Source organism: Sphingobacterium kitahiroshimense (assembly GCF_025961315.1).
Lineage (GTDB): Bacteria > Bacteroidota > Bacteroidia > Sphingobacteriales > Sphingobacteriaceae > Sphingobacterium > Sphingobacterium anhuiense.
In genome coordinates this window covers 4,162,273-4,180,366 of the sequence record NZ_JAOQNK010000001.1, presented here as the reverse complement: position 1 = coordinate 4,180,366, position 18,094 = coordinate 4,162,273, and the positions used below count along the sequence as shown (strand labels likewise).

Annotated in this window: 13 protein-coding genes; 2 read left to right on the top strand and 11 right to left on the bottom strand. The window is 35.8% G+C overall.

All coding sequences use genetic code 11. From position 1 onward, the window contains the following. Window positions 1–15: 15 nt before the first annotated feature. Both M2265_RS18285 and M2265_RS18280 read right to left on the bottom strand, forming a co-directional pair. Window positions 16–483: a hypothetical protein gene (locus M2265_RS18285; RefSeq protein ID WP_021190064.1), complete on the bottom strand. Its 468-nt coding sequence runs from the start codon at window positions 481–483 to the stop codon at window positions 16–18. A 152-nt stretch (window positions 484–635) separates the two neighbouring features. Then, window positions 636–1,115 carry a DUF4293 domain-containing protein gene (locus tag M2265_RS18280; RefSeq protein ID WP_021190063.1) on the bottom strand — a complete coding sequence of 160 codons (480 nt, stop codon included), beginning with the start codon at window positions 1,113–1,115 and terminating at the stop codon, window positions 636–638. 267 nt (window positions 1,116–1,382) lie between these two features. On the opposite strand from M2265_RS18280, the gene M2265_RS18275 reads away from it, so the two are divergent. Then, a complete protein-coding gene (locus M2265_RS18275; protein WP_021190062.1) occupies window positions 1,383–1,913 on the top strand; it encodes a hypothetical protein in 531 nt (176 codons plus the stop codon). Window positions 1,914–2,010: 97 nt separating this feature from the next. On the opposite strand, the gene M2265_RS18270 is transcribed toward M2265_RS18275, so the two are convergent. Both M2265_RS18270 and truA read right to left on the bottom strand, forming a co-directional pair. Continuing rightward, a complete protein-coding gene (locus tag M2265_RS18270) occupies window positions 2,011–3,774 on the bottom strand; it encodes an ABC transporter ATP-binding protein (protein WP_132769454.1) in 1,764 nt (587 codons plus the stop codon). A 5-nt stretch (window positions 3,775–3,779) separates the two neighbouring features. Next, on the bottom strand, window positions 3,780–4,541 hold the full coding sequence (gene truA / locus M2265_RS18265) for a tRNA pseudouridine(38-40) synthase TruA (protein WP_207902398.1): 762 nt from the start codon (window positions 4,539–4,541) through the stop codon (window positions 3,780–3,782). Window positions 4,542–4,761: 220 nt separating this feature from the next. Here truA and M2265_RS18260 point away from each other — a divergent pair, with 220 nt between their 5' ends. Then, on the top strand, window positions 4,762–5,286 hold the full coding sequence (locus M2265_RS18260) for a hypothetical protein (protein ID WP_021190060.1): 525 nt from the start codon (window positions 4,762–4,764) through the stop codon (window positions 5,284–5,286). A 209-nt stretch (window positions 5,287–5,495) separates the two neighbouring features. Here M2265_RS18260 and M2265_RS18255 read toward each other — a convergent pair whose 3' ends face one another. The 7 genes from M2265_RS18255 to M2265_RS18225 all read right to left on the bottom strand — a co-directional run bounded on the left by M2265_RS18255 (window position 5,496) and on the right by M2265_RS18225 (window position 17,969). Next, window positions 5,496–5,864 (bottom strand): hypothetical protein, encoded by a 369-nt coding sequence (locus M2265_RS18255; protein ID WP_132769458.1) that lies wholly within the window; start codon window positions 5,862–5,864, stop codon window positions 5,496–5,498. A 433-nt stretch (window positions 5,865–6,297) separates the two neighbouring features. Next, a complete protein-coding gene (locus M2265_RS18250) occupies window positions 6,298–7,635 on the bottom strand; it encodes a DUF5125 domain-containing protein (protein ID WP_132769460.1) in 1,338 nt (445 codons plus the stop codon). Between the two features lie 12 nt (window positions 7,636–7,647). Next, window positions 7,648–9,120 (bottom strand): glycoside hydrolase family 30 protein, encoded by a 1,473-nt coding sequence (locus tag M2265_RS18245; protein ID WP_132769461.1) that lies wholly within the window; start codon window positions 9,118–9,120, stop codon window positions 7,648–7,650. Window positions 9,121–9,159: 39 nt separating this feature from the next. After that, a complete protein-coding gene (locus M2265_RS18240; RefSeq protein ID WP_132769463.1) occupies window positions 9,160–10,683 on the bottom strand; it encodes a RagB/SusD family nutrient uptake outer membrane protein in 1,524 nt (507 codons plus the stop codon). 10 nt (window positions 10,684–10,693) lie between these two features. Beyond that, complete coding sequence (locus tag M2265_RS18235; protein ID WP_243655398.1) at window positions 10,694–13,639, bottom strand: SusC/RagA family TonB-linked outer membrane protein; 2,946 nt, start codon at window positions 13,637–13,639, stop codon at window positions 10,694–10,696. A gap of 242 nt (window positions 13,640–13,881) precedes the next feature. After that, a complete protein-coding gene (locus M2265_RS18230; protein ID WP_243655399.1) occupies window positions 13,882–15,402 on the bottom strand; it encodes a DUF6377 domain-containing protein in 1,521 nt (506 codons plus the stop codon). A 281-nt stretch (window positions 15,403–15,683) separates the two neighbouring features. After that, window positions 15,684–17,969, bottom strand: coding sequence for a GH92 family glycosyl hydrolase (locus M2265_RS18225; protein WP_132769468.1), 2,286 nt, complete (start codon window positions 17,967–17,969; stop codon window positions 15,684–15,686). Window positions 17,970–18,094 lie beyond the last annotated feature (125 nt).

Below are 18,094 nucleotides of genomic sequence, written 5' to 3'. Positions count from 1 at the left end.
GAAACGGCTGTTCAATTATAATTGAACAGCCGTTTCTATATAGTGACCTTCTTCTTCACTGTCTTCAAAGACAAGGATCAATTCTTTTGGTTTTTCTTTTCCCCAGTTTGCAACTTTTAGGGTCAACAATACAGGTTCATCCATTTTCATTAAATAGTTAATGTAGTTTTGCTTGTCCTCTAATTTTACCAGAATTTTCCCTAGACTTAGCGTTCCGAACAGATATTTTTTACCTTTTACATCAACCAATTGCGTACCATAAGTGTTTAATTTAAGTTCGCGTTCATTTCTGTTGTAAGAGGTAAGAAAAAGTTCAACGGTTGCAGTTTTTAATTTAGCGTCAATTTGAACGCTTTTAACGTCAATTTGAATTTCATCTACTACTAAGGGCTCCTTTTCTATCTTATCGGACTGTGCATACACAAATTGTCCAAATAATAGAAACAGGCATACGATAACGAAGTTTTTTATTATTATTTTCATTGAATACAATCTGTTTTTAACTGTAATCAAACTAACATGAGCATATTCACTACTATTTGCAAAGGATATGTAGATGCTGGTTTCATTTTTAAAAATTAAAAAAAGCTATGTACTGAATACATAGCTTTCTATATTAAATCTTGTTTTTCTTATTAACGTAATCGATCTGCAGACTTGATCAATTTTTCATCTTTACGAATTGCTCCTAATGCTAAGGATAGAAAAATAATTGATATCGGCAATAAAAAGAAGCCAACACCAATTGTCCCTGCTCCTAAAAACTGGTTTACCGTTACCAAATGACCACTTGCACTTGCATATAACCATATGCCTAATAAAATGATCAATACAATATTCAGAAGAATCAATTTTATCTGAGTTTTGCGATTCTTAAATTTGAAGATGGTATATAGGGGTAACAGGCCCACTATTACCGTTGCAATGATCTGTAAGATATAATAAAAACCAGTTTCATGTGTTGGCAAACCAGCCGACGTTCCATAAATACCTGTTACTTTTACATCTTTTCCAAGGCCTACAAGATCATTATAATGAACATATGGAAACAGAAATAAGCCAAACAAAACAAGTCCGGCTACCAGCAAATAAATGGTTTGAATACGTTGAATCATTTTTTATATAAATTGATTGATGACAAACTTAGATAAATTTGATTGCAAACACAATATATTTCCGATACAAACACCCTTTCGTAGCTGGAGATAAGATTGAAAATTGTCTTTGTTTGGGTTACAATCAAATGTGTTGCAATGTGATTATACTAGACTTACCGGTCACTTGTCTTATTATATTCGCGAACTGCTAATTTAAAAATAACACATTACATAACAATAACAATTAATTCCAGCTTTTGATTTGGTATTTTTTACTTTTGCGAGATGTTATATATTTATGGCGCTACAGCACACGCTAAAGTTGCTGTCGAAACTGCAGAAGAGCTTAAATTGGATATTGCAGGTCTTATTGATAAATCATTGCTTATTACTGATGTCTTTGATTATCCGGTTGAACTTCACCAAGAGATAAATCAGGAAAAAGATATGGTATTTGTAGCTGTTCTCGATTCGGGATTACGACAAAGAATTGTTTCCGAAAACTGTTTTTGGAAATACTGTTCACTGATACATCCTAAAGCACATGTCTCTAAAAGAGCGGATATCGGTAAAGGTACTTTTATTTTACCTGGAGCATCCATTGCTCCTGATGTTCAAATTGGTAACCATTGTGTTATTGGTAGCAATGCAGTGATTGCCAGCAATACTATTGTTGAAGATTTTGTTACAATTGGCCCTAATAGCAGTATTGGAAGTAATGTTTTAATTGGAAGTGGTTCTGAAATAAGTGCTAATATACATATCAGTGCGGAAGAGACAATCGAAAAAAACAGTTATATAATGTCTGTACAATAAGTGTCTTCTTTTGGTGATTTTTACACGAGGACGCAAAGCATCTATTACACAATAAGACCAAAGTCAGGAAAGCTTCCCTGACTTTAGTCTTACTTTTTTAAATTCCTGCAGAATGGAATTGCAGATCATACAATTTTTTATAATAGCCATCGATATTTAGTAATTCATGGTGTGTACCCACTTCCATGATCTCACCTTTTTCTAAGACAATAATCTTATTTGCTTTTTGAATTGTCGATAATCGATGCGCAATCACAATTGCTGTTCTTCCCACCATCAAATTATCAATAGCATGTTGAATAAGTTCTTCTGTTTCCGTATCGACAGATGAAGTTGCTTCATCCAATACCAAAATTCGTGGATCATGTACTAAAGCTCTTATAAAAGAAATCAGTTGTGCTTGTCCTGACGATAGTGTAGCCCCTCTTTCCTGCACTTGATAATCGTACCCACCTGGTAATCTCATAATAAAATCATGTGCCCCGACTTGTTTCGCTGCAGAAATGATGGATTCGCGTGTGATATGTTGGTCATGCAAATCTATATTATGTAAGATAGAATCTGAAAATAAGAAAACATCCTGAAGCACTGTTGCAATTGTTTTCCGTAGAAAATTCAATTCATACTCCCTAATATCAATACCATCGAGTAAAATCTGACCTTTATTGATTTCATAGAATCGGCTCAGAATATTAATAGTAGATGATTTTCCTGCTCCTGTAGCTCCAACTAATGCTAAAGTTTCTCCAGGTGCTACTTTAAAACTAACATCACGTAATACCCAATTTTCATCGTTATAAGCGAACCATACATTTTTAAATTCGATTTCTCCATGGATGTGATTTGGTGTTAAATTTCCGTCATTAGGTGTATGTTCGTCTGTATCTAGGACTTCAAAAATACGTTCCGCACTCACCATACCCATCTGTAGGGTATTGAATTTATCGATTAGCTCGCGAATTGGGCGAAAGATCATATTGATATACATGATAAAAGCCACCACTACCCCCGCAGAGATGACATCACCTAAAATCTGCTTGGCTCCAAACCACACCAATAAACCCAAAGAAATAGCCATGATAATCTCCAAAACTGGAAAAAATATTGAAAAATACCAGTTGGCACGAATATGAGCATTCCGATGGTGACCATTGATATCTTTAAATTTATTCATCTCCTGTTCTTCACGGGCAAAGTACTTGATAATGCCCATTCCAGAGATATGCTCCTGTAGAAAGGTATTTAAATTGGAAACCCACTTCCGAACATCCTGAAAAGCAGATTTCATAGCCTCTTTAAATATATAGGTGGCAGCTATCATCAGTGGCATCGGCACGAGAACAATCAAGGTCAATTTCCAGTCGGTATAAAACATGACCCCGAGTATAACTACGAGCTGCAATAGATCACCAATAATTTGGATCAACCCTTCAGAAAAAATATTGGAGATGGTTTCCAGATCTGAAATGGTTCGTGTTATCAACTTTCCTAATGGCGTCTGATCGAAATATTTTAATCTAAGTTTGGTGATATGATTAAAAACTTCAATACGGATGTCACGAATTACCGATTGTCCAAGCGTATTGGTCATAAGGGTATGGTAGTAGCGGACCAATGTTTGTACAATAAGCAATACAATCATCAGAATAAACATCAAACTGAGTCCCGATGTATTAAACTGTAATATATATTTATCCAGAGTATATTGGATTAATATAGGCAGTGCTGGCGCAACCGCTGCTAATAAGATGGTCAATACCACGGAGATCCAGAATATGTTTCCGTAAGGTTTCATATACTTAACCATCCGACGTAACAGATTGACGTCATATGTTTTTCCTACTATTTTCTCTTGACTCACTTTTTCTATTTTACAGGGTAAGGGTAGGCCACTTCAGTCAAATACAAACCCTGACCCGGTACAGATGTACCAGCCATTGAACGATTTTGACTAGCAATGACTTCTTCCATAAATGAAATTGGTTTACCTTTTATTCCGATCTCTAACAGGGTCCCAACAACAGCTCGTACCATATTACGTAAGAATCGATCTGCTGTAATGTGAAAAACAAGTTTCCCTTCACTTTCCCATATCCATTCGGCTCTCGATACCGTGCAGATATTGGTAAAAACTTGTGTATTAGATTTGCTAAAACAACTAAAATCTTGTTTTCCTAACAAAAATTCAGCCGCTTTATTCATCTTTTCTACATCGGGAATATCTCTTAAAAATGAAGAGTATGCATATATAAAAGGATCTTTTTCGAAATGAAGATGATATTCATAAGAGCGACGCACCGCATCAAAACGGGCATGGGCATCTTGATGAACAGGTAAAACAGATTTAACTGCAATATCATGAGGTAATAAACCATTCAAAGCATGTAGAAAACGATCTGGATTTGCTAATATTCCAGTGGAATCTGCATCAAAATGAACAAATAATTGTTTGGCATGAACACCGGTATCAGTTCTACCTGCTCCAATCGTTTCTGTTGGCACACGCAATAGAATTGCTAAAGCCTCATTCAATCGCTCTTGAACAGAAATTGCATTATTTTGAACCTGCCAGCCATGGTAATTTTTCCCAAAATAAGCTACTTCTATAAAAAATCTACTTTTCTCCATTTTCAAGGACAAAGGTATGAATTAGCAAGAAGATACAAGAATAATGATACGATAGAACTGTCTGAATAAATTCATAAAAGTAATGGCAGTTTACAATTTAAGACGAAAATGGGCTTCCTATATATCAAGGTTTTAAAAGAAATAAAAAAAAGTGTAACGTTTATAATTTTCTCTTACTTACTGTATAATAATTAAACAATTACAATTTAAAACCAAAAATATGGAAACGTCAAGCATCATTCAATCTATCAAATCAAAAATGAAAATGGAATTTACGGCACAAGTTCTGGCTATGTTCTTACTTGCTTTTTTGCCGACTTATTTTGGATTTACTAAAGAACTAGCATTGATATACTATTTCTTTTATAGTGTTTTGTTCATTTTTACCAGCTATTACTTCAGCCGGTTTTATTTTTTTTATAAAATGTGTAATACCATCAATGTTCAAAATATTCAAGATGTAAGATCGTTCTATCATGAGCTACGATTAGAGCTAGCAAATTATAAAAGCTTTCATTACATCACTACATTTATCGCATCGGGATTCGGCATTTTATATTGTTATTTTAATAAAATAAACATTATTCCAGCCCTAAATAAAATGGAGTTATTATTCCCTGGTCAAGTAAACTTATTTATCGTTTGTATTGTTTTTGTATTAATTTTATTTATTCTGACAGAATATGCTGTTAGTTGGTCATACCGCAAACAATTGAAAGACCTAAAGTCCTATATCACGGCATAAAAATGTTCTTCTTCTCACAAAATATGAACTCGAATAAATAGAAATCGGAATTTACATCAGTAAATACGAGAACAACTTAGGAAATAAGATTGGGAATGCATTCTATCACATTCCCAATTTTTAGTATATCTTTAAATCAATCCAAAGTATTTAGTCAATGCAACCCGTAAAGCATCTGATTATTCCTCTCTATTATTAAATAGTAGATTTTACCTGTATGCCATTGCTTTTTGTGCTGCATAAACTTTTTTTAGATCCAGAGGAAATTTTCTATATAAATCCTCCCATTGTGGCGGTGTACAGCTTTTTTTCATACTGTCAAAAGAACGCACAAATAAGTTTTCAATAATAAACCGCACATAATCATTTCCACGTTTATGAAGCCAGCCCATCACTCTTATACGGTCACCTATTTTTTGTATTTGTCCATTTGTTAGTTGTGACTTTAAAAAATTCACGACTGCCTGAAGAATCCCTGCGAAATTTTTATGATTGGACAACTGACGTATTTCATTATTTATTTCTTTGTAATGAGCAGTTATATAATCTGTAGCTATATTTTCATTAATTGTATCCATTCCTTTTTTATTTATATCTTCTTGTTAAATTTCTTAAAAAATCACCTTGTCAACATATAAAAAACGATCAAAACCCCCAGAATATTGATCAGTTTCTGCATATTCTTGTCACTGTTTTGTTATATGATTCCAACAATCACTTTCAAAGCAATAATTATCTAACCAAAACTTCTTATTCACTAAAACCACTTTCTCTTTTTGCTATTGATACACGAAATTTGTGCCAAATAATCGTAACAGACCGAACAAACAATAAAACAACAGTTTAAGTGAATTATAAAAAAATCAAAAGACTGTATATCAATATCAAAATGATCGGCTACTATCAAAATGATCGGTTTTTTTACCCTATCGTGATTTTTAACTTACCTATTCAATAAAAAAGCCTTTACTCAATTATGAGTAAAGGCCTACATATACTTCTTTAATTTGTTTATTTTTTCACGACTGTCAGAATAGCTTTGCTATTACCCTGACTCAAATCTACCGTCAAAATATAGCTAGTTCCTAAAGCAAGAGATTTACCAGAAACTATGCCTAAATTACCCGAATCCCTGCCATTGTTGCCGTCACCAATAAAAATCATATCATTATCTGTACTGATACTTGTTGTTCCAAACTCGCCCCCCCAATCCTTTTGATGGAAAAATTTGAAGTTGATATTACTTGCATGAATGGACTCTCCGGCCTTTAAGGTAATCTGATATTTTTTGTTTCCGATCGGCATCATGCACAAAGCCTTCTCTGGGCTCCAACCGACTTGGTTAGTTGCAATGCCCGGCTTACCAATACCTTCTCCAATAATCCAGACAGCTCCTGTACCATCGGCTTTCAGTGATGCCAGATTTGCTCCATCCATGGCTTCTACAAGAAAATACTTCAATTTAAAATCTACCGTTATACGATACTTTCCATTAATACCGTTAAAATTGATAGATCCATCTGACTTTTGTGCGAAATAATCCGGATCGATCCACCAGTTTTTTACATCGTCAATACCATCAAATGTAACCTGTTCACCATTTTTCAGCTCCAACTCTCCTTTAAAATGATCATCATCCATGCGACTTAATAAATTACCATTCAAATAAATATTTATGAATGGCGATGCTTCATAACTCAAGGTATTAAACTTTATGCTATATACACCGGAAGTTAAATTGGTAAAAGGAATTTCGGTCGTAGATCCAATTTCAACAGTATTGTTGACCCAACCAAAATTCATTGGATTTCCTTGCTCACCTACTTTTGGAGCCTGAATATAACCCTTTACTGAAGATGGAAAACTTTCTGTAACCGCATATTCATTCGTTCCTATTTTCTCCATCTTATAGGATTTAGACTCTGTTACCAAATTCAAATAAGGAAAATCTGGTCTAGTCAAATCAATTTCATAAGACTGTTCAGTCATTTTCTGACTTATATTCTGTAGAATGAATTTTAACGTTGCCTTACCATTTGGCACATTCTTATAAAAGGGTATAAAGATCTTTCCAGAATAGTCTCCGTTTTCCTTTGTTCGTATAGTGGTTTCCGACACTTGGTCATCTGTAAAAAACAACTGTACTTTTACAGTCGATAAAGCAATCTCTTGATCCGACGCATGCACTTGAAATACTAAACTGTCTCCAAAGTGAGCTGCTGAAATATCTGATTTCACTTCCAATTTGGGCTCACCTATTTGATATACATATTTTTCATCCTTTTTACAGGAGTACAGCGCCGCAACGGCGACAGTTCCTAATAGGAAATTTAAAATAGGTCTTTTCATGTTTTTTAGATTTTAATTGGCCCAACGATAAGAAACTACTGATTTAGCTGGCACCTCATAGCTAAAATGATTTTTTGAATCACTTATTGTAATCTTTCTATTTTCTTCGGCATCATTCAGCAATACAATTGCATAAGACCCATCTTTATTTTGAAATGCAGTGTACACTAGCCCCTCTGCTGTATATCCTTTCGCTCCAATACGAACTGCACCAGATTTTACGACTGACGAAAGGTGTCCTACAATGTAGTAGTGCGAATTGCGTGTGATATTCTTAAAATTAGATTTACTGATATCAACAGCACCATAACAGGTCTGGCATCCCCCTTCACGATTTGGTCCTTTATCGGTGTCTAACATCAGATTCCAAACTATAACTGCCCGGCTCCAATTATTGACCGTTCCTAACGCTACTTCACGCATATCTTCCATTAATCTCTTTTCAAGATTTCGACCTTCATTCCACTCTCCGATAGATGTTTCTGTAAAGACCAGTTCTTTATCTGGACGTTGGTTATGAATATCCAATAATTCAGCTTTGTCACCGCCATAATTGTGAAATGCGGCTCCAGCTATATAAGAAGCGGCACCTGCATCGTTATAAATTTTCACAGGATAGTCATTTTGATCAGCAATATTATCATAGTTGTAATTATGATCGAAGGCATAGATTTTAGTTTCTAACGCAGCTGCTTTCAATTGCGGACCTAATGCTTGTTTAATAAAAGCCTGTTGTTCTTGCCAGGTCATGTATAACGAAGCCGAATTACCACGGTTTAACGGTTCGTTTTGAACTGTAATCGAAGATACCGTGATACCTTCTTTTTTCATTGCCTGCAACCACTGCACAAAATACCATCCATAGTCTTGGTAATGCTTAGGGTTTAATTGACCACTCGTCCAAGAATCGAAAGGTTTCAAATCTGTCAAATTATTTACTTTCATCCATTTGGGCGGTGTCCATGGAGAACCCATAATTTTGATTGATGGATTGATTGCCAGTATTTCTTTTAGCACAGGTAGGATATATTGCTTCTCTTCGAATTGCAAAGCAAAATTTTCTTTCCCTTCTTTATCCCAACAAGTATACTCGCTTAAAGAGAAATCAGAACATCCAATAGCGATTCTAATATAGTTCATTCCCATACCTTTTTCATCTGAAAAAGTTTCTGTTAAAAACTTGGTACGATCTTCCTTGCTCATCTTCATCAAATTATAACAAGTAGATCCTGTAATAGCGGCACCAAAACCGTCCATCGTTTGAAACTTTTGGTTCGGATCTAATGTGATCGTGTTTGGTGACATATTAAATTTCGTACTGAAATCTATATATCCTTTTGTAAAATCTTGGGAACGTGTATTGGTTGTTGTATAAATCGTTACATCGCCTTTGTCTTTTATGTTATCTGAAGCTGAAGGCTTATAGCTATCTCGGTTACATGATGTTGCCGTAATTAAACAGGACAACAGTAGTGTATATATCATAGTGTTATTATTTTTGCGTTTCATAAAATTTTCAATTAATTAGTACCCTAGATTTTGCACTAAATTTGGATTCTGATCGATCTTTGCTTGTGGAATCGGCAGGCGGTATGAATACTGATTAAATGGATAGACCTGAGATTTGCGTCCTGAATCTTTCGCATATACCGCATTCATTACAGCCTCGACTCGATCTAATCTTACTAAATCAAACCAACGCTGTCCTTCAAAAGCTAATTCTAAACGTCGCTCTTTCAATAATGCATCCAACATACGATCTTTACCTGCACGTATGGAATTATCTAATTTCGGAAGTTTTACTCTTTCACGAACACGATCAATGATGTCTGCAGCAGCACTCAAATTAGGGCTAGACTGCATAATTAGAGCTTCGGCTTTTAGTAATAATAAATCGGCGTATCTTAGTTTAACCATACTACTCATAGACGATCTCAATTTGAACATAAAGGGGTAATGGGATGCCGGATAGTAATTACTCCATTTGGCTACATAATACACAATTGACTGATCCATCCTTATTTTATCACCTTCATTTTGATAGGTCTGAATCAAATCTCGAGATGGTGTGATCCACTTAGCCCATGTAAAGCTATTTTCATAATTAGAAAGATCACGACCAAACATCCAAGTTGCCCAGTTACCAGCCCCCGGCATAAATTGTGCTTCTAAAATTGATTCACGTGTATTACGCTGTACTAAATCCGTATTCCCTGCATTCATTGCATAGATATCGGCATAATTGGTATTCAATTCGAAACCATCAGCTGTAAGTGCATCTACATATTGGATTACTTTCGCATAGTCTCGAATCGGTTTTTCAGCATAAATTTTAGCTAACATAGCTTTGGCAACAGATTTTGTAAACCTTGTTTTATCAGTCCCAGATCCATTAGGTGCATCAGCTAATGCTTCCACTAAATCTTTTTCAATCTGACGATATGCTTCTTCTTCTGTGCTTTGAAATGGGAAATACTGCGGATACACTTCTTCAATATTTTCAGCTGTAATATCTGCAGCTTGCGTCGTGATAACGGGAATGGATCCGAAAATTCTTACCATATCAAACATTGCTAATGCTCGGAAGATCTTGGCTTGTGCTTTATATGATTTAATATCCGTATCATTTACAGATTTATCTGCTACGCTATCGATATTAATAATTAAACGGTTAGCACGTGCTATATCTTCTAAATAACGACCCCAATCCCGATCGACAACAGAGTTGGACCCTTCAATGGAATTGTTCTCAAAGGGTAATACTTCTGCTCCTGTTGTACCTGCATATGCATTGTCGGCATGCGATTCGGAGATGAGTAATAAGTCAACATACCAATGTTCTTGTCTGTCACGCATCTGTTGATAAATACCCGTTAAAAAATTGTCCACTTCACTCTTGTTCTTAAAAACAATCTGAGTTCCTGATTCGGTTTTTCCCTGACTATCATCCGAATAACCGTCCAATGGGTCCCTGTTCAAAGAACAAGAAGTGGCTAAAATAGATATGATAACCAAGTTGAAAAATATTTTTATAGCTATTGTTTTCATGATTATTCCATTAAAATTCGACATTTACTCCAACTACAAATGATCTACTTTGCGGATAAGTTCCCCAATCTATTCCCTGTACACGTCCTGAGTTTCCGTATTGGTTTACTTCAGGATCCATACCAGAATATTTGGTCCAAGTCAACAAATTACTAGCAGATAAATAAGGTTGTATTTTTTGAATACCAATTCTTTTCAATCGCTCTGGAGCAATGGAATAACCAAATGAAATATTTTTCAATCTCAAATAACTTCCATCTTCCACAAAATATGTTGAATTTTTCATATCAAATCCCGCTTTAGGTACATCTGTAATCTGTCCTGGTACACGCCAACGGTCTAATACCACTGTGGATTGATTACGACCATCATACATCCCCTCTGTTTCCATACGGCTTGCATTAAAGATATCATTGCCATATGTCCCTTGAATAAATATGCTTAGATCAAAGTTTTTCCAAGAAAAACTATTGGTCATACCGTAAGTAAATTTGGGATTTGGATCGCCAATATATGTTCTATCTGAAGATGATATTTTTTGATCACCATTCAAATCACGATACATCAATTGACCGGTCTCTGGATTAACTCCATCGCTGATATAACCGAAGAAACCTCCCAAAGCACGTCCGGGTTGGTTTCGAACTGCATAATCATGCACATTGTCGTTGGTCATTGCATCGTTATAAAGCTGACTTAACACGAGTTTATCCAGACGATTTTTATTAAATGAGATATTAAAATCTGTACCCCAGGTAAAAGCTCCAATTAAATTTTTCGAACCTACAGCAATTTCTACTCCTTTATTGGTCATTTCGCCTTCATTACGCTTGATCACGTTTGCTGCTGCCGAACCTGCTGGAAGGGAAACTTCCATCAACATATTTGTTGTTTTCTTATGATAATAATCTAAGGTCAATGTTATCCTATTCTGAAAGGCCGCAACATCCAAGCCTATGTTGGATTGTGTAGTCGTTTCCCAAGTTAAATCCGTTGCTCTTAATGTATTCGATTGGGTAATATTAGGTACTGCATGTTCTTGTCCGACCTTAAACCATTCTATCCGCTCTATTCCGTTGAATGCGAGATAAGAATAATCACCAAGACCTGACTGGTTTCCCGTTTGTCCCCAGCCTCCTCTAACCTTTAAGTCATTGATCCATTCCACATCTTTTAAGAAATTTTCTGATGAAAGTCTCCATGCTGCTGATAAAGAAGGAAAATAACCCCAACGATCGTTTGGATTTAATTTGGAAGATCCATCAGCACGCATATTGGCAGTTAACAGGTATTTACCGTCATAGTTATACATTGCTCTTGCGAAATAAGACATTATCCCCCAATTCGATGCTCCAGAACCTGTACCATTCCAAGAAATTTTGTTTGCTGCATTCAAAGTCTGGATAAGACCATTTGCGTAATTTGATCCATTGATATAGCTATTGGTATACTTTGAATCGGTCCAAGACGAACCGCCCATTGCTTCTATATTATGCTTTCCAAATCTTTTATTATAGGTCAAAACATTATCCCATGTCAACACCGTATTCATATTACGGATATCTGATGCTTCACCGTATTGATTTCTACCCCATGTTGTTGTTAACGGATCTAGAAAAGTTGTCAATAAACCGTTTCTTCTATCTAAAGTGAATGAAGATTTAAAATTCAGATCAGGATTAAAGGTGATTAAGGCACTTCCTGATGCTAATATTCTATTTTCGCGATTGTTGTTATATTTTGTTCTCGCTAGGTTCTCAATCGGACTGGTAATATTATTGATTCCATAGAAATTGTTATAATAGCGATCTGGATCTGTTGGATCCCATATTGGAGCATATGTTGGTGTTGTAATCACAGCTGTAACGACTCCGCCTCTATTGGAACCTAAGCCTGAAGTAATACCATTATCATTATAGTCAGAATAGGTGATATTTGCATTAACTTTTAACCATTTACGGACTTGATTATCGATATTTGCTTTAAAATTATATCGTTTGAAAAACGAACCTTTTAATGTTCCTTTATCATCTGTAAATCCTCCAGAAAGATAATATCTTAATTTTTCTGTACCGTCTGAAATTGTCAGTTGATAGTTCTGTTGAACCCCTGTTTTATAGGTTTCCTTAAACCAATCTGTTTGATCTGTCAATCCAGCAGGTAAATTAACCATTCCAATTTCATTCTGAAGATCTCGATATTGCGCGGTGCTTAGCACATTGACGGTGTTATTCACAATATTGGATGTAAGTTGCGCACCAAATGTAATTTTTCCTTCGCCAACTTTCCCGGTTTTAGTCGTTATTAAAACTACACCATTAGCGGCTCTTGAACCATAAATAGCCGCAGAAGATGCATCTTTCAGAATCTGAATATCGGTCACATCATTGGGCGACAGAAATTTGATATTATCTACCGGTACACCGTCGACAACATAAAGCGGATCATTACTCCCATTGAAAGAAGTTGTTCCTCGCACACGAATGTTCATCTGACCTCCTGGTGCGCCATTCGGCTGTATTACCGCAACTCCTGCAGCTTTTCCTTGAATTGCTTGACCGACATTTACAATTGGTCTTTTTTCAAGATCTTTTGTTGATACCGATGAGATTGCTGTGGTTACATCTTTTCGTTTTACGCTACCGTACCCAATCACAACCACATCTTCCAGTACATTGGCAGAAGAGCTTAATTGTACTGTCAGGTTGTTGGAATTGACCACCACTTCCTTTCTATCATAACCAACGTAGGTAAATAACAAAGTTGTTCCGGATGGAACCGAGATTTGAAAGCGTCCATCTTCTTGAGAAGATACGCCATTGACTGTTCCTTTTTGAACAATTGTAACACCTCCTAGTGGCTTCTGATCTTGGACATCAAGTACACGTCCACTGATCTGTATTTTATCCTGAGCGACGGATGTACCGACTATCGCAAAGAAATAAATTACCCACATAAAAAGAGTTGCTTTCTTAGTAAAGAAAATCATAAGCATTTATAAAATGGTTTCAATAATTTAGTTTGAGAACTACTCAAATAGCCATAGAATTCCCCAGCTCTATGACAAAAACAAAGCTACTAGAACGCTGAGCGGGATAAAAGGGTCTAAATATAAAAAGTACTGATCATATTTTCTAAACACCTTAAAACAAGATGGTTAAATAAAATTTAGGGAGTTAAAAAGTACTAGATTGACCTTTAAGAGCGATCAATTACTGCAATTTGTCGGACTTGATCTTCAAAATCATCTCGATTTCCAACGGCTTTATTGCGGACTTTGGTCCGATAGTTATAGACTGTGCGAAGGGAGTAGCGTAAGAAACTCGCGATCTTAACACTGTCTGAAATGCCCAGACGAATCAAGGCAAAAATACGGAGCTCAGTATTTAGAAACTCACCTTTCTTGGGTAGGATTTGCTCATCTGGAGCAAGCAGTTTATTGAAATCTGCAACAAATGAAGGATATAGATTTAAGAAAATGCGGTCAAAATTAATATATAACTGCTGCACTTCCCGTTCGACCATCTGTGTGGATTTCAGTTGATCTTTGATCGCATCCCATTGCTGGGTACTGGCTTTTTTAAGAAGTGCTTTCCGTATGTCTTCCATCTTATCAATATAATTGGAACAGAGATCAAAAAATTGGGCGATATATTCTTCTTTGATGTGATTTGATTCAAAGAGCTGCATGTTTTTATCATTGACCTCTTCATTCAGTTTACGTAAATTGCTATTGGTCATCGAAAGTTCTTCACGTGTTAACCTTAGTCGTTGTACCTGCCTAAAGATAAATACCAAACCGATAATCAAGATCAATGATAAAAAGCTAATGACAATTAACATCACTTGTAACTGTCTATTCTGGGTATTGATTTTCTTCTGATAAGCGGCGTTAATAATCGGATAAAAAGATGTGCCTTCTACTATACGATAACGAACATTACAACCCATTGCGTCATCGATCGCTTTTTCGATAAATTTAAATGCATGATCAAAGTCGCGGAGCTCATAATAAGTCAATGCCAGATCTTGCAAAGAGGCATTGTCACGATTAGCAATTTCAATATCAGCAATTGCTGACTGCGCAAAATAATAACGCTGTGCGATTATATTTTTTTCCTGCTTATAGATTAGTCCTATGAAATAGGCAATAAGTGCTCTTTGTTCTAAATCTTCTTTGTTTTCCTTCCACATGGCTTTAAATAAGGTCTTAGCCTCTTCTCGCTGTCCTTGAAATAGGATTTTAATCGCTGTTGCACTTTTAAACTGAGAAGACTGTGGATCAAGAACCATTAACAAGGAGTCTCGGTAACGCTCACTTGCCTGGTAGTATTTTTCATGATTATTGCTTTGGCCATAATGACTGTAAAAAGCGCTATAAGTTTCATAATATTGCGGTAATAATGTACTTGATAGTGTCGTGGGATTTAACTGTTGCAATACATGTTCTGCCTCAATGTACCTACCTATTGAAGAATATATCCAAGCCAGATCTAGACTTACAGCTATTGATGACGAATCTGAATTTTTTAAAGTTAATTGTCGACATAGTCTAATATAATGCAATGCTGAGTCGGATTGAAACTTTTTATAGTTTTTAAATATTTCGTAATTTTTCTTTAGATAGTCATGTTCATCTTTTTTTACCAAAGAGGCTTCCTGTTTAAGTTTAGCAATATGATCTTCTCTTTTTTTCACATAGAGTTCTTGATTTTCCATAACATAATCAAGCTTGCGATATAGACTTATACTATCGCTCAAATCTTGCGCAAAGACTGTTAAAATGAAAAAATAGAATAAAAAAAGAGTAATAAAACGTTTCGTCATTATTTAAATTCCCCAATGGTTGAAGATAAATATATCATATTTTAGCTATAAAAAACAAACAGGGGGCAGACAAAAAATTGTCGCCCCCTGTTTAATAGCCTAATAACAACCATTGTTGGCATTAAAGATCTCTTTTAAAAATTTTCGTTAGTACATTCAAAATTGATTTATTGCTACAATTTCATTTTACTGAATGAATAGGGTGCATCAGTATCTTTAATTCCTCTTTTTTTGTTCGGTTTATCAGCCATATCAAATTGCAACTCCCCCCCTTTCATTAGCTCCTTATATTGAAAGAAATTCTTGGTATACATTTTCCCATTAACCTTTACTTCATTGACGTATACGTTATCTTTATTTTGATTAGTCGCGTCGATCTTCAGTGTTTTCCCATTCTGTAGATTTAATTTGACGGATTGAAATTGTGGTGATCCCAATACATATTCGCCCGAAGCTGGAGCTACGGGATAGAAACCCAAAGCTGAGAAAACATACCAAGCAGATGTTTGTCCATTATCTTCATCACCACAATAACCATCGGGAGTTGGCAGATAAAGCTTATCCATGATTTGTCGCACCCAATATTGTGCTTTCCAAGGCTCAGCAGCATAATTATAGAGATATGGCATGTGCTGAATTGGCTGATTACCATGTGCATATTGGCCCATGTTCATGATTTGCATTTCTCTCATTTCGTGGATCATACTTCTGCTCTTCATGCCCTCGTAGCTAGGTATCACAAATACGGTATCAAGCATTGCATTGAAAGCCTTTTTACTACCCATTAAATCAATCAAACCTTGCGGATCATGGAAGACACAAAAACTCCAGTGCCACGCATTTCCTTCAGTATACTCTTTAGACCAGGCACTTGGATCAAAAGGTGTAATAAAAGTACCATCAGATTTTTTTCCACGCATCAATTTTGTCTCAGCATCATAAATATTTTTATAATTCATGGCACGCTTTGCATAAATTGAAATTTCTGAATTTGGTTTTCCTAAGGCTTTTCCAAATTGATAGATACTCCAATCATTATAGGCATATTCCAAAGTTCTGGCGACATTTTGATTGATATTCTTATCAATTGGTATAAACCCTAATGTATTATACACCTCATGACCGAACCTTCCCGTTGCTGAAATTTTAGGATGAGCGTTATTTGCCCCATGCACGACAGCGTCCCATAATAGATCAGCATCATATCCTTTTCTTCCTGTTGCAAAAGCATCTGCCACCACTGAGGCCGAATTATTACCGATCATTGACTCGCGATGCCCTGGGGAAGCCCATTCCGGTAAAAATCCACTTTCCTTATATGCATTTACCAGTCCAGCCTGCATACGATCATTCATTTCAGGGTAGATGAGATTCAATAAGGGAAATAAGCTTCTAAATGTATCCCAAAATCCGGTATCTGTAAACATTTCCCCGGGTAGAACCTGTCCGTTATAAGGACTATAATGCACCCTTTTTCCTTGTGCATCTATTTCTGAGAAATCTCGCGGAAATAAAGTCGAACGATACAAACAGGAATAAAAAGTTTTTAAACGATCAATATCTGGATCTTTCACCTCAACACGTCCCAATACTTCATTCCATTTCACTTTTCCTACCGCAACTATCTCATCAAACGTTTTGCCTTTAACTTCTTTAAGGTTTAGCTCCGCTTGTTCAAAACTGATGAATGATGATGCAACACGAGCGATAACCTGCTCACCTCGTTTCAAATTTTTAAATCCTACGATAGCACCTGCATGGTTATCCTTCATTTCTAATACATTATTTTTGATATCGCCACTCTTTACAGCTGCTTTAAAATCAAATGAACGATCAAAAACGATGACAAAATAGTTTTTAAAGTTATCAGGCACGCCACCACTATTCCGGGTGTTATACCCGATTATCTTATTTTCTTCTGGAATTACTTTAATGTATGATCCTTTATCGAAAGCATCAATAACCACCTGAGCTGCTTCAGTTTTTGGAAAGGTAAAACGAAATATTGCCCCTCGCTCCGATGGTGTTAATTCTGTAGTCACATCATGATCTGCAAGATATACACTATAGTAATACGGTTTTACGACTTCTGCTTTATGGGAAAACCAGCTCGCACGCTTTTCTTGGTCAAAGACTGGTTCTCCAATTGTTGGCATAATAGAAAACTGTCCATAATCATTATTCCAAGGACTTGGCTGATGGGTTTGTTTAAAACCTTTGATTTTATCGGCCGTATAGGTATAGACCCAGCCATCACCCATACTCCCTGTTTGTGGTGTCCAGAAATTCATGCCCCATGGCATTGCAATAGCTGGATAGGTATTCCCATTTGACAATTCGTACTTAGACTGTGTCCCGATCAATGGGTTGACATAATCGACAGGACTAAATGACTGTGCTTTGCTCAACTGAACAGAGAGCAATAAAACTAATGCTCCTAAAATTTTTTTAAAATTCATTATTGTATTTTTCATTTTGATTGAAACCGCAGGAAGCAAAGTTTCAATCTTAATATTTAAATTTTGTTAAATTTACGTATCCCTGCATTAACTTAATATATAATACTGTTATAATTACAAAAATT

Bases quoted from the DNA above. Each gene is read 5' to 3' on its own strand.
- M2265_RS18260 (WP_021190060.1), top strand. From the start codon at position 4,762: ATGGAAACGTCAAGCATCATTCAATCTATCAAATCAAAAATGAAAATG.
- M2265_RS18255 (WP_132769458.1), bottom strand. From the start codon at position 5,864: ATGGATACAATTAATGAAAATATAGCTACAGATTATATAACTGCTCAT.
- M2265_RS18230 (WP_243655399.1), bottom strand. From the start codon at position 15,402: ATGGAAAATCAAGAACTCTATGTGAAAAAAAGAGAAGATCATATTGCT.
- M2265_RS18280 (WP_021190063.1), bottom strand. From the start codon at position 1,115: ATGATTCAACGTATTCAAACCATTTATTTGCTGGTAGCCGGACTTGTT.
- truA (WP_207902398.1), bottom strand. From the start codon at position 4,541: ATGGAGAAAAGTAGATTTTTTATAGAAGTAGCTTATTTTGGGAAAAAT.
- M2265_RS18235 (WP_243655398.1), bottom strand. From the start codon at position 13,639: ATGTGGGTAATTTATTTCTTTGCGATAGTCGGTACATCCGTCGCTCAG.
- M2265_RS18285 (WP_021190064.1), bottom strand. From the start codon at position 483: ATGAAAATAATAATAAAAAACTTCGTTATCGTATGCCTGTTTCTATTA.
- M2265_RS18240 (WP_132769463.1), bottom strand. From the start codon at position 10,683: ATGAAAACAATAGCTATAAAAATATTTTTCAACTTGGTTATCATATCT.
- M2265_RS18245 (WP_132769461.1), bottom strand. From the start codon at position 9,120: ATGATATATACACTACTGTTGTCCTGTTTAATTACGGCAACATCATGT.
- M2265_RS18225 (WP_132769468.1), bottom strand. From the start codon at position 17,969: ATGAATTTTAAAAAAATTTTAGGAGCATTAGTTTTATTGCTCTCTGTT.
- M2265_RS18275 (WP_021190062.1), top strand. From the start codon at position 1,383: ATGTTATATATTTATGGCGCTACAGCACACGCTAAAGTTGCTGTCGAA.
- M2265_RS18250 (WP_132769460.1), bottom strand. From the start codon at position 7,635: ATGAAAAGACCTATTTTAAATTTCCTATTAGGAACTGTCGCCGTTGCG.